The sequence below is a fragment of the Mycobacterium sp. 1245499.0 genome, assembly GCF_001673615.1.
In the GTDB taxonomy this organism is placed as follows: Bacteria; Actinomycetota; Actinomycetes; order Mycobacteriales; family Mycobacteriaceae; genus Mycobacterium; species Mycobacterium europaeum_A.
In genome coordinates this window covers 1-12,282 of record NZ_LZMG01000225.1, presented here as the reverse complement: position 1 = coordinate 12,282, position 12,282 = coordinate 1, and the positions used below count along the sequence as shown (strand labels likewise).

Below are 12,282 nucleotides of genomic sequence, written 5' to 3'. Positions count from 1 at the left end.
CCAAGGGAGATGAATCATCGAGCGACGCAACGGAATTCGATAAGCGCAGCGAGAACTTCGTGCGGGCGACCCGCGGGATACATTGGTGAGACCATGAGCCTTCCAAAACCTGACCTGCAGACCACCGTTGTCATCACCGGCGCCTCGTCGGGTATCGGCGCCGAACTGGCCCGCGGGTTGGCCCGTCGCGGCTTCCCGCTGCTGCTGGTCGCGCGCCGGCGCGAGCGCCTCGACGAACTGGCCAATGAGGTGGGCCAGGAGTACTCCGTGGCCGTCGAGGTGCTGCCGCTGGATCTCAGCGACAGCAAGGCCCGCGCCAAACTGGCGGGCCGGCTGCGCACCGAGCCGATCGCCGGCCTGTGCAACAGCGCCGGTTTCGGCACCAGCGGGGTGTTTCACGAGTTGCCGCTGGAGCGCGAGAGCGAAGAGGTGACGCTGAACGCGCTGGCGCTGATGGAGCTCACCCACGCGACGCTGCCGGGCATGGTCTCCCGCGGGGCGGGCGCGGTGATGAACATCGCGTCGATCGCCGGGTTCCAGCCGGTTCCCTACATGGCGGTGTACTCGGCCACCAAGGCCTTCGTGCAGACGTTCTCGGAGGCGGTGCACGAGGAGTTACACGGCACGGGCGTGTCGGTGACCTGCCTGTGCCCGGGACCGGTGCCGACCGAGTGGGCCGAGATCGCCAACGCCGAGCGGTTCAGCATCCCCATCGCGCAGGTCGCGCCGCGCGACGTTGCCGAGGCGGCCATCGTCGGCATGCTGTCCGGCCGTCGCACGGTGGTGCCCGGGGTGGTGCCCAAGGTGGTCAGCACCGGCGGCCGGTTCGCGCCGCGCAGCCTGCTGTTGCCCGGCATCCGGATCGGCAGCCGATTCCGCGGCGGGCCCAAGAGCTGAGCGGGTCGCCGGGTCGGGGCCCGTCTCGCATCAACGAGCGAGACCGCGACATTGAACCTACGTACGCGACACGCCGAGACGGGTGTGCGTAGATGCAGTCTCGCGGAATATGGCGGCCCGCCGCGGCGCAAGTGCCGGATGAGGCCGGGCGCTAGGCTCGGGCGGTGGCTGCTGTGGACCTGACCGCCGATGTCCCGATGACCCCGCAGGACATGTGGGACCACGTCTCCGACCTGTCGGACCTGGGCGACTGGCTGACCATGCACGAGGGATGGCGCAGCGAGCTGCCCGACGAGATCGCCGAGGGCACCGAGATCGTCGGAGTGGCGCGGGCCAAGGGTTTCCGCAACCGGGTGACGTGGACGGTGACCACCTGGGACCCGCCGCACGAGGTGGCGTTGTCGGGGTCCGGCAAGGGCGGCGCCAAGTACGCCGTCACCCTCACCGTGCGACCCACCGGCGAGGGCTCGACGCTGGGTCTGCGGCTGGAACTGGGCGGCCGGGCGTTGTTCGGCCCGGTGGGCTCGGCGGCGGCGCGCGCCGTCAAGGGCGACATGCAGAAGTCGCTGAAGAACTTCGTCGAGTTATACGCCAACGACTGATCCGTGGCGTTCGCAAGCGCGCCGAAGCCGGGCGCGGCGGGTCGTCGCCAATAAACACAGACACACGCGGCGACACGCCCAACCAGTGTCGGTCCGCGGTCCTAGACTGGCGTCCCTATGAACCACTCGTCCTTCGTGCACCTGCATAACCACACCGAGTATTCGATGTTGGACGGTGCCGCGAAGATCGGGCCGATGCTGGCCGAGGTGGACCGGCTGCAGATGCCGGCGGTCGGGATGACCGACCACGGAAACATGTTCGGCGCCAGCGAGTTCTACAACGCGGCGACCAAGGCCGGGATCAAGCCCATCATCGGCGTCGAGGCCTACATCGCGCCGGCCTCGCGCTTCGACACCCGCCGGATCCTGTGGGGCGACCCGGGCCAGAAGTCCGACGACGTGTCCGGCAGCGGCTCCTACACGCACATGACGATGGTGGCCGAGAACGCCACCGGCCTGCGCAACCTGTTCAAACTGTCCTCGCTGGCGTCGTTCGAGGGCCAGCTCGGCAAGTGGTCGCGGATGGACGCCGAGATCATCGCCGAACACGCCGAGGGCATCATCGCCACCACCGGCTGCCCCTCGGGCGAGGTGCAGACCCGACTGCGGCTGGGCCACGAGCGCGAGGCGCTGGAATCGGCCGCCAAGTGGCGCGAGATCTTCGGCGCCGACAACTACTTTCTGGAGCTGATGGACCACGGCCTGTCCATCGAGACCCGGGTCCGCGAAGGGCTGCTCGAGATCGGCCGCAAGCTGGGCATCCCGCCGCTGGCCACCAACGACTGCCACTACGTCACCCGCGACGCCGCCCACAACCACGAGGCGCTGCTGTGCGTGCAGACCGGCAAGACGCTCTCGGACCCGAACCGGTTCAAGTTCGACGGCGACGGCTACTACCTGAAGTCGGCCGCCGAGATGCGCCAGATCTGGGACGACGAGGTGCCCGGCGCCTGCGACTCCACCCTGCTGATCGCCGAGCGGGTGCAGCCCTACGACGACGTGTGGGCGCCGCGCGACCGGATGCCGATCTTCCCGGTGCCCGAGGGACACGACCAGGCGAGCTGGTTGCACCACGAGGTGATGGCCGGGCTGCAGCGCCGGTTCCCGTCCGGCGTCGGCCAGGACTACGTCGAGAGGGCCGAGTACGAGATCAAGGTCATCTGCGACAAGGGCTTCCCGTCCTACTTCCTGATCGTCGCCGACCTGATCAACTACGCACGCTCGGTGGACATCCGGGTGGGGCCGGGGCGTGGCTCGGCGGCGGGCTCGCTGGTGGCCTACGCGCTGGGCATCACCAACATCGACCCGATCCCGCACGGTCTGCTGTTCGAGCGTTTCCTCAACCCGGAGCGCCCGTCGGCACCCGACATCGATATCGACTTCGACGACCGTCGTCGCGGCGAGATGGTGCGCTACGCCGCCGAGAAGTGGGGTTCGGACCGCGTCGCGCAGGTCATCACCTTCGGCACCATCAAAACCAAAGCGGCCCTGAAGGATTCGGCCCGCATCCACTACGGCCAGCCCGGCTTCGCGATCGCCGACCGGATCACCAAGGCGCTGCCGCCGCCGATCATGGCCAAGGACATCCCGCTGTCGGGCATCACCGACCCAAACCACGAGCGCTACAAAGAAGCCGCGGAGGTCCGCGGTCTGATCGAGACCGACCCGGACGTGCGCACCATCTACCAGACCGCGCGCGGCCTGGAAGGCCTGATCCGCAACGCCGGCGTGCACGCGTGCGCGGTGATCATGAGCAGCGAGCCGCTGACCGAGGCCATCCCGCTGTGGAAGCGGCCCCAGGACGGGGCGATCATCACCGGCTGGGACTACCCGTCGTGTGAGGCCATCGGCCTGCTGAAAATGGACTTCCTGGGTCTGCGCAACCTGACGATCATCGGCGACGCGCTGGAGAACATCAAGTCCAACAGGGGAATCGACCTCGACCTGGAGTCGGTGCCGCTCGACGACAAGCCCACCTACGAGCTGCTCGGCCGCGGCGACACCCTGGGCGTGTTCCAGCTCGACGGCGGGCCGATGCGGGATCTGTTGCGCCGCATGCAGCCCACCGAGTTCAACGACATCGTCGCGGTGCTGGCCCTGTACCGCCCGGGGCCGATGGGCATGAACGCCCACAACGACTACGCCGACCGCAAGAACGGTCGTCAGGCGGTCAAGCCGATCCACCCGGAGCTCGAGGAGCCGCTGCGCGAGATCCTGGCCGAGACGTACGGCCTGATCGTCTACCAAGAGCAGATCATGTTCATCGCCCAGAAGGTCGCCTCGTACACGATGGGCAAGGCCGACGCGCTGCGCAAGGCGATGGGCAAGAAGAAGCTCGAGGTGCTCGAGGCCGAGTACAAGGGCTTCTACGAAGGCATGACCGCCAACGGCTTCTCCGAAAAAGCGGTGAAAGCCTTGTGGGACACCATCCTTCCGTTCGCCGGGTACGCGTTCAACAAGTCGCACGCGGCCGGCTACGGGCTGGTCTCCTATTGGACGGCCTACCTGAAGGCCAACTATCCGGCCGAGTACATGGCCGGCCTGCTGACGTCGGTGGGCGACGACAAGGACAAGGCCGCGGTCTACCTGGCCGACTGCCGCAAGCTCGGCATCACGGTGCTGCCGCCGGACGTCAACGAGTCCCTGGTGAACTTCGCCTCGGTGGGGCGCGACATCCGCTTCGGATTGGGCGCGGTGCGCAACGTCGGCGCCAACGTGGTCGGCTCGCTGATCGGCACCCGCAACGGCAAGGGCAAGTTCACCGACTTCTCGGACTACCTGAACAAGATCGAAGTGGCGGCCTGCAACAAGAAGGTCACCGAGTCGTTGATCAAGGCCGGCGCCTTCGACTCGCTGGGGCATGCCCGCAAGGGCCTGTTCCTGGTGCACACCGACGCGGTCGACTCGGTGCTGGGCACCAAGAAGGCCGAGGCCATGGGCCAGTTCGACCTGTTCGGCGGCGGAGAAGATGGGGTCGGCTGCGATTCCGTGTTCAACATCAAGGTGCCCGACGACGAGTGGGAGGACAAGCACAAGCTCGCCCTGGAGCGAGAGATGCTGGGGCTCTACGTGTCCGGGCACCCGCTGAACCAGGTGGCGCACCTGCTGACCGCTCAGGTCGACACCCAGATCCCGGCCATCCTCGACGGCGATGTCCCCAACGACACCCAGGTGCGGGTGGGTGGCATCCTCGCGTCGGTCAACCGGCGGGTCAACAAGAACGGAATGCCTTGGGCGTCAGCCCAATTGGAGGACCTCACCGGTGGCATCGAGGTGATGTTCTTCCCGCAGGCCTACTCGGTGTACGGGGCCGACATCGCCGACGACGTCGTGGTGCTGATCAAAGCAAAGGTCTCGCTGCGCGACGACCGCGTCGCGCTGATCGCCAACGAGCTTGTGGTGCCGGACTTCTCCAATGCCCAGCCGAACCGGCCGCTGGCGGTCAGCCTGCCGACGCGCCAGTGCACCATCGACAAGGTCACCGCGCTCAAGCAGGTGCTGGCCCGCCACCCCGGGACGGCACAGGTGCATCTGCGGCTGATCAGCGGGGACCGCATCACCACGCTGGAACTGGATGCCTCCCTGCGGGTTACGCCGTCGCCGGCGCTGATGGGCGACCTCAAGGCGCTGCTCGGCCCCGGCTGCCTGGGCGGCTAGGCGCTTCGTCGGATCACCGATCTCCGCGAGTGTGAAGTTGGTTTCACGCTCGCAACCGAACGTGAAGCTGGTTTCACACTGGGCGCCGGCGCTAGGTGCTCAATCCCAGCACGGCCTGGTGGTCGTGGGTCGGGACGATCGTGACCGCGTGACGCGCCAGGTGCAGTCGGTGCAGGGTCTTGAAGGTCTGCTCGCGATCCTCGTCCACCAAAAGACCCGGATAGCTTGACTTTTGGCGGACCATCTCGATCTGCATGGCGTGCCAGGCCGCGTCGCCGGCGATCAGGATCCAGCCGCGTTCCGTGTGGGCGAGCACCCCGACGCTGCCCGGGGTGTGCCCGGCGAGGTCGACCAGCAGCACGGACTGGTCCCCGAAGAGGTCGTGGCTTCGGGTGAAGGTGAGCACCGGCGGCCCGTCCAGCTCGTAGTCGACAACGGGCCTGCCGCGCAATGAATCCCGCACGCCGCCGACGGGCGCGACGGGCCCGGCGCCGATCCAGTCGCGTTCGGTGCGGTGCAGGTGCACGGGCAGCCCGGGCAGGTCCAGCAGGCCCGAGACGTGGTCCCAGTGCGCGTGGGTGGGCAGCGCGAAATCCAACGGCGCGGCAATGGGCGCCCGGCCCAGCGCGGTGATGGTGGGGACGGTGTCGGCCGGGGGACGGACCGCGACCCGCAGCACCGCGGGCAGTTGGGCGATCGCTCGTCGCTCGACGTCGACGCACACGGCGGGGTCGACGATGAAGGTGGCCTGCGGGTGCCCGACCACGAACGACGTCAGCGAGTTCTCGATGCGCGCCGGCGTGAAGGCGCCCTCGACAATCGCCGCGGTCGGCACCGACCGCGGCACCTGGGGCAGCGCGGTCACCGTCACGGTGCGGCCGGGCGTCGGCAGCCCGGCGTCGGCGACGCTGCGGATGAACCGCTCGTCGGGCCGCCGCGGGCGCACCATGCCGAGCACCAGTCCCGCTGCGGCGCTGCAACATTGGCGGATCCCGGGGGAGCGGACCGGGTCGGCCACCGGCGGTTGTGTCATGGCAGCTCCACCCGCACGATGACGCTGCCCGGCCACACCCCGCGGTCGCGGGTGCGCCGCAGCTTCTCTCTCGCGCACAGGTCTTGGTGCACGTTGGTCACGCCGGGAACCTTGATCAGCGGCACGATGTTCCATTGCCAGCCGTAGCGCCGGTGCAGCACGCGGTTGGCGCGTTCCGCGTCGGCGCCGGCGAGCACCGTGGCCCGGCCGGCCACCCAGGACGTCGCAGCCGCGCCCGGCCGCGGCCGGCCCCGGTAGTCGCAGGCCGCGAGTTCGACGTCGCGGCGCGCGGCCAGCCGCCGGGTCTTCGGGCCCACCTTGGTGCGGAACAGCAACCCGCCGTCGTCGAAGGCGAACCAGATCGGGGTGTCGACGGGGCTGCCGTCGCGGCGAAACGAGCGCAGCAGGGCGTAGCGAGACTCGCTGAGTTCTCGAGGGATGGTCATGACCACAGTCAAGGACTTAGAGTTGACTCGAAGTCAAGCACTGAATTCCCGGGAGGCCGCGATGGCGCCGAGCCTGACGATCGGTGAGGTGGCGCGCCAGGCCGGGGTGGCCGCGACGGCGTTGCGCTACTACGAGCAGATCGGCCTGGTGCCGGAGCCGGCGCGGCTGGGCGGCCAGCGCCGCTATGACGACTCGATTCTGGCCCGCCTGGAGGTGATCGCGCTGTGCAAGGCCGCCGGGTTCTCGCTGGAGGAGATCCAGCTGCTGTTCGCCGACGACGCGCCGGGGCGGCCGGTCAGCCGCGCCCTGGCCAAGGCCAAACTCGCCGAGATCGACGCGCAGCTGGAGTCGCTGGCCCGCGCGCGGGCCGTCATCGAATGGGGAATGCGCTGCACGTGCCCCTCAATTGACGCCTGTACCTGTGGCATTCACCCACCGCACACCGGCAAGGAGCCCGCATGACCCAGCATCCCATCGCCGTGCGGAACTTCTCGCACGTCTGCGTCGGCGTCTCCGACATCGAGGCCTCGTTGGCCTTCTACACCGCGGTGCTGGGCATGGACGTGGTGTTCGACGTCGAACTCGAGGGCGCCGCACTGGATTCGGTCACCGGCGGTGCCGCCCAGCGGGGCCGCATGATCGGCGGGCTGATCGGGGCCGCGATGGTGGAGCTGTTGTCGCTGGGCGCCGTGCCCGAGTGCCCGAGCGGTCCGCACCTGGGTTACACCAACATGTCGTTTCGCGTCGACGATCTCGACGCCACCTTCGACACCGTCACCCGCCACCACCCGGGCGTGCGGGCCGACCCGCCCGTCGACATCGGGGGAGTGCGGATGTTCTTCGTCTACGACCCGGACGGCACGCCGATCGAGCTGGTCGAGCTGCCCGGCGGCGCGACGAGCACGGTGCAGCTGTGGCGCCCCGGGTCGTGACCCGGCCCCGCCGGCGAAGTCGCGCGATATGTTCCCCGCCCCTGTGCTCGGACGTAGGCTCACGAAGGCGATGCTGATGCGGCGGCGAGGAGGACGGACATGACGACAGGGCAGGCCCCGGCCACCTTGTGCGAGGCGTTCCAGCGCACCGCGTCGATCGACCCCGAGGCCGTCGCGCTCCGGACGCCCGGCGGCGCCCGGACGCTGACGTGGCGAGAGCTCGCGGAGCAGGTGCGCAAGGTCGCCGCCGGCCTGGCCGGTCTTGGGGTCCGGCGGGGCGACACGGTGTCGCTGATGATGGCGAACCGGATCGAGTTCTACCCGTTCGAGATCGGCGCCCAACACCTTGGGGCCACATCGTTTTCGGTGTACAACACGTTGCCCGCCGAGCAGCTGACCTACCTGTTCGACAACGCCGGCACCAAGATCGCGATCTGCGAGGAACAGTACGTGGACCGCATTCGCGCCAGCGGTGCACCCATCGAGCACATCGTGTGCATCGACGGTTCGCCGCCCGGCACCATCTCGGTGAACGACCTGTATGCCGCCGCGCGCACGGATTTCGACTTCGAGGCCACCTGGCGGGCGGTGCAACCCGAGGACGTCGTCACACTCATCTACACCTCCGGGACCACCGGCAACCCCAAGGGCGTGGAGATGACGCACGCCAGCCTGCTGTTCGAGGCGCACGGGCTTGACGCCGTGCTCGGCAGCCGGTTCGCTGACCGGACCACGTCGTATCTGCCCTCGGCGCACATTGCCGACCGGATGATGGCCCTGTACCCGCTGGAGGTGTTCGGCACCCAGGTGACCGCCGTCGACGACGCGCGCGCCGTGGCGGCGGCGCTGCCCGACGTGCGGCCCACGGTCTGGGCCGCGGTGCCTCGGGTGTGGGAAAAGCTCAAGGCCGCAATCGAATTCGTTGCCGCCAGCGAGACCGACGACGTCAAACGCCAGGCGCTGCAATGGGCGATGTCGGTGGCCGCCAGGCGCGCCGCCGCGCTGGCGGGCGGCGAGCCCGAGCCGGCCGAGCTGACCGCCGAGTGGGCCAAAGCCGATGAGCTCGTGCTGTCCAAGCTGCGCGAGCGGCTTGGGTTCGGCGAACTGCGCTGGGCGGTGTCCGGCGCCGCGCCGATCCCCAAGGAAACACTGGCGTTCTTCGCGGGGATAGGCATCCCGATCAGCGAGGTCTGGGGCATGTCGGAGCTCAGTTGCGCTGCCAGCGTGGCACATCCGGACGACACGCGGCTGGGCACCGTGGGCAAGCTGCTGCCCGGCTTGGAGGGCAGGGTCGCCGAGGACGGCGAATTTCTGGTCCGCGGTCCGCTGGTGATGAAGGGCTACCGCAAGGAACCGGCGAAGACCGCCGAGGCGATCGACGCCGACGGTTGGCTGCACACCGGTGACATCATCGAGGTCGACGCCGACGGCTACCTGCGCATCGTCGACCGCAAGAAGGAGCTGATCATCAACGCCGCCGGAAAAAACATGTCGCCGGCCAACATCGAAAACGCCATCCTGGCCGCGTGCCCGATGGTCGGCGTGATGATCGCCATCGGCGAGGGGCGGCCCTACAACACCGCGCTGATGGTCTTCGACGCCGACTCGGTCGGCCCGTATGCCGCCCAGCGCGGCCTGTCCGACGCCTCGCCCGCCGCCCTGGCGGCCGACCCGGAGGTCATCGCGCAGATCGCCGCCGGGGTGGCCGCGGGCAACGAGAAGCTGTCCCGGGTGGAACAGATCAAGCGGTTCCGCGTGCTGCCCACCCTGTGGGAGCCCGGCGGTGACGAGATCACGCTGACGATGAAGCTCAAGCGCAAGCCGATCATGGCGAAATACGCCGAGGAGATCGAGCAGCTTTATGCGCCCGAACCGCATCCGGACGTGCACGAGCCCGCCGAGGCCGTGTCGGTGCAGCCGGCATGATCGGGGGACCGGCGGGCGCGGCCCGCGAAATGGGCCGCGTGGGTATACGAAAGCTGTTGCAGCGCACCGGCATCGTCGAGGAATCGACGTCGCCGCTGTCGACCGACCCGGCCGAAGTCGCCGATTTGCTGGGCGCGCCATGGTATGACGAGCGGCTGGGCAAGCTGGCCCACGAGCTGGGGCGCGACCTGGACAGCGTGCGCGCCGAGGCCGCAAGCTACCTGCGCGAGATGGCGCCCTCGCTCGACGAGCGGGCGGTGAAGGCCTGGCGCAGCTTCAGTTGCTGGCTGATGCGCGCCTACGACGTGCTGACCGACGAGGACCAGATCGCCCAGCTGCGCAAGCTGGACCGCAAAGCCACACTGGCGTTTGCCTTTTCGCATCGCTCCTATCTGGATGGGCTGCTGCTGCCCGAGGTGATCCAGGCCAACCGGCTCTCGCCCGCGCTCACCTTCGGCGGCGCCAACCTGAATTTCTTCCCGATGGGCGCCTGGGCCAAGCGCACCGGAACCATCTTCATTCGGCGCCAGACGAAGGACATTCCCGTCTACCGCTTCGTGTTGCGCGCGTACGCCGCGCAGCTGGTGCAAAACCACGCCAACCTGACCTGGTCCATCGAGGGCGGCCGGACCAGGACGGGCAAGCTGCGCCCGCCGGTGTTCGGGATTCTGCGCTACATCAGCGACGCCGTCGACGAAATCGACGGCCCCGAGGTGTATCTGGTGCCGACGTCGATCGTGTACGACCAGCTGCACGAGGTGGAGGCCATGACCACCGAGGCCTACGGTGCGACGAAGCGGCCCGAAGACTTCCGCTTCCTGATCCGGCTGGCGCGCCAGCAGGGTGAGCGGCTCGGCCGCGCGTACCTGGACTTCGGTGAACCACTGCCGCTGCGCAAGCGCCTCGAGGAGTTGCGCGCCTTGCAAGAGTCCGGCGCCAGCACCGAGATCGAACGCATCGCGCTGGACGTCGAACACCGGATCAACCGCGCCACGCCCGTCACCCCGACCGCGGTGGTGAGCCTCGCACTGCTGGGCGCCGACCGCTCGCTGTCCATCAGCGAGGTGCTGGCCACCGTGCGCCCGCTGGCGAGCTACATCGCGGCGCGCAACTGGAAGGTGGCCGGCGCCGCCGACCTGACCAACCGCTCGACCATCCGCTGGACCCTGCACCAGCTGGTGGCCTCCGGCGTGGTCAGCGTGTACGACGCCGGCACCGAACCGGTCTGGGGCATCGGGGCCGAACAGCACCTGGTCGCCGCCTTCTACCGCAACGCCGCCATTCACATCGTGGTCGATCGCGCGATCGCCGAGACCGCGCTGCTGGCCGCGACCGAGGACGCCGAGGGCTCGGTGGACGGGCTGGTCCAGCCGAGCGCCGTGCGCGATGAGGCGCTGAAGTTGCGCGAATTGCTGAAGTTCGAGTTTTTGTTCTCCGCGCGAGCGCAATTCGAGAAGGAGCTCGCCGACGAGGTCCGCCTGCTCGGGCGGGTGGATGACACCAGCAAGGCGGCCAGCGCGGGCGACGTGCGCGGCCTGCTGGAAAAGGCCGACGTGCTGCTGGCGCACCTCGTGCTGCGCCCGTTCCTCGACGCCTACCACATCGTCGCCGACCGGCTCGCCGACTACGACGACGAATCGTTCGACGAGGACGCGTTTCTCGCCGAATGTCTCGAGGTGGGCAAGCAGTGGGAGCTGCAACGCAGGATCGCCAGCGCCGAGTCGAGGTCAATGGAGTTGTTCAAGACCGCGCTGCGATTGGCCCGGCATCGTGAACTGGTCGACGGCGTGGCGGACCTGGATATCGCCCGGCGGCGCCGTGAGTTCGCCGAGGAGATCGCCGCGGCCGTCCGCCGGGTGAACACCATTGCGGAGCTGGCCAGGACCCAGTGAAACTCGCCTTGTCGCGCAACGTGATTGGATCACGCAATGGTCATCGGCCGATCAGATGCTCACCGATGCGATTCGAAGGGCTCCGTGGTGGGGAGCCCGGCTCCTTTCGGTAGGACCAGGTGGCCGCTGGTGTCGATGTAACCGGAGCGTTTCGTGGGCATCGGCAGGACGGGATTGGGGCACGGCTGATCGGTGCCGTCACCGCAGATACCACCGTTGAGGTACGAACGTTTCTGGACATCTGCAGGCCAGGGGTCGGCATGCATGCCGATCCATTGCGCCGGGAGGTTGTAGAAGAAGAAGAAGCAGGCACTCACCGCGGCGAATATGGCGAGGAAGCGGGTCAGTTGGATTGTGGCGAATCCACCTCGGACATGGTCGAGCCCGCGCTCGGCGACGGTGCGCCCCCGGTCGTCGGTGAAGAAACGCAGACAACACAGCGCGGTCAGGACACCGCCCCACATCAGGCCTTCGTAGACGGGCCATTGGTAATACGTTCCGGCGTTGATCGAAACCGCCCGAATCGCACCGGGATACACGTAGAACCCGATCGGCAAGAAGATCAGGCCCTCCATGACGAAGTCGAGCAAGATATTGAACGCGAAGGCAAGGGCGATCAAGGGTGCATTGCTGACGCCCGGCCAGCGGGCCTTGATCCTGCGCATCACCCAGCATCCGAGCATGACGATCAGCAGATTGCCGAATGAGTAGCCCGGCACGTTGGTCAGCAGCGGTTCCACGACCTGATGTCCGGGTACCTCCGGGGACACCCACCCCGGAATGTTCGACGACCAGGAACCCCGGTTCGGCATCCAGGTGTTGTAGGTACACCAGGTGTTCAGGTAGTTGAGCAGTGGATCCTGGAAGAACAGCAGACCCATCGAGACCATAAGCAT

The 12,282-nt window shown here is 68.1% G+C and carries 11 protein-coding genes; 8 read left to right on the top strand and 3 right to left on the bottom strand.

Annotated features, from left to right (window positions below):
• From A5646_RS29875 to dnaE, 4 genes are all read left to right on the top strand, one after another.
• On the top strand, positions 1-89 hold an 89-nt coding region (locus A5646_RS29875; RefSeq protein ID WP_231998306.1), incomplete at its 5' end, for a hypothetical protein.
• A gap of 4 nt (positions 90-93) precedes the next feature.
• Entirely contained in the window at positions 94-897 is an 804-nt protein-coding gene (locus A5646_RS12590; protein WP_066861004.1) for an SDR family oxidoreductase, read from the top strand.
• 164 nt (positions 898-1,061) lie between these two features.
• Positions 1,062-1,499: an SRPBCC family protein gene (locus tag A5646_RS12585; protein WP_066861001.1), complete on the top strand. Its 438-nt coding sequence runs from the start codon at positions 1,062-1,064 to the stop codon at positions 1,497-1,499.
• A 117-nt stretch (positions 1,500-1,616) separates the two neighbouring features.
• A complete protein-coding gene (gene dnaE, locus A5646_RS12580; RefSeq protein WP_067021948.1) occupies positions 1,617-5,156 on the top strand; it encodes a DNA polymerase III subunit alpha in 3,540 nt (1,179 codons plus the stop codon).
• A 91-nt stretch (positions 5,157-5,247) separates the two neighbouring features.
• On the opposite strand, the gene A5646_RS12575 is transcribed toward dnaE, so the two are convergent.
• Positions 5,248-6,189 (bottom strand): MBL fold metallo-hydrolase, encoded by a 942-nt coding sequence (locus tag A5646_RS12575; RefSeq protein ID WP_067021946.1) that lies wholly within the window; start codon positions 6,187-6,189, stop codon positions 5,248-5,250.
• Positions 6,186-6,635 (bottom strand): PPOX class F420-dependent oxidoreductase, encoded by a 450-nt coding sequence (locus tag A5646_RS12570; RefSeq protein WP_067021944.1) that lies wholly within the window; start codon positions 6,633-6,635, stop codon positions 6,186-6,188. The genes A5646_RS12575 and A5646_RS12570 overlap by 4 nt, the downstream gene beginning before the upstream one ends.
• 61 nt (positions 6,636-6,696) lie before the next feature.
• On the opposite strand from A5646_RS12570, the gene A5646_RS12565 reads away from it, so the two are divergent.
• The 4 genes from A5646_RS12565 to A5646_RS12550 all read left to right on the top strand — a co-directional run bounded on the left by A5646_RS12565 (position 6,697) and on the right by A5646_RS12550 (position 11,386).
• Positions 6,697-7,098, top strand: coding sequence for a helix-turn-helix domain-containing protein (locus A5646_RS12565; protein WP_065155409.1), 402 nt, complete (start codon positions 6,697-6,699; stop codon positions 7,096-7,098).
• Positions 7,095-7,568 (top strand): VOC family protein, encoded by a 474-nt coding sequence (locus A5646_RS12560; RefSeq protein WP_065155408.1) that lies wholly within the window; start codon positions 7,095-7,097, stop codon positions 7,566-7,568. The genes A5646_RS12565 and A5646_RS12560 overlap by 4 nt, the downstream gene beginning before the upstream one ends.
• A gap of 99 nt (positions 7,569-7,667) precedes the next feature.
• A complete protein-coding gene (gene fadD11, locus A5646_RS12555; protein WP_067021942.1) occupies positions 7,668-9,494 on the top strand; it encodes a fatty acid--CoA ligase FadD11 in 1,827 nt (608 codons plus the stop codon).
• Positions 9,491-11,386 (top strand): lysophospholipid acyltransferase, encoded by a 1,896-nt coding sequence (locus tag A5646_RS12550; RefSeq protein WP_067021940.1) that lies wholly within the window; start codon positions 9,491-9,493, stop codon positions 11,384-11,386. The genes fadD11 and A5646_RS12550 overlap by 4 nt, the downstream gene beginning before the upstream one ends.
• Positions 11,387-11,445: 59 nt before the next feature.
• Here A5646_RS12550 and A5646_RS12545 read toward each other — a convergent pair.
• Positions 11,446-12,282 (bottom strand): spirocyclase AveC family protein (locus A5646_RS12545; protein ID WP_067021939.1); only part of this gene is annotated, 837 nt, incomplete at its 5' end.

Coding starts and splice junctions, on each gene's coding strand:
- A5646_RS12590 (WP_066861004.1), top strand. CDS start 94: ATGAGCCTTCCAAAACCTGACCTGCAGACCACCGTTGTCATCACCGGC.
- dnaE (WP_067021948.1), top strand. CDS start 1,617: ATGAACCACTCGTCCTTCGTGCACCTGCATAACCACACCGAGTATTCG.
- A5646_RS12575 (WP_067021946.1), bottom strand. CDS start 6,189: ATGACACAACCGCCGGTGGCCGACCCGGTCCGCTCCCCCGGGATCCGC.
- A5646_RS12570 (WP_067021944.1), bottom strand. CDS start 6,635: ATGACCATCCCTCGAGAACTCAGCGAGTCTCGCTACGCCCTGCTGCGC.
- A5646_RS12565 (WP_065155409.1), top strand. CDS start 6,697: ATGGCGCCGAGCCTGACGATCGGTGAGGTGGCGCGCCAGGCCGGGGTG.
- A5646_RS12560 (WP_065155408.1), top strand. CDS start 7,095: ATGACCCAGCATCCCATCGCCGTGCGGAACTTCTCGCACGTCTGCGTC.
- fadD11 (WP_067021942.1), top strand. CDS start 7,668: ATGACGACAGGGCAGGCCCCGGCCACCTTGTGCGAGGCGTTCCAGCGC.
- A5646_RS12550 (WP_067021940.1), top strand. CDS start 9,491: ATGATCGGGGGACCGGCGGGCGCGGCCCGCGAAATGGGCCGCGTGGGT.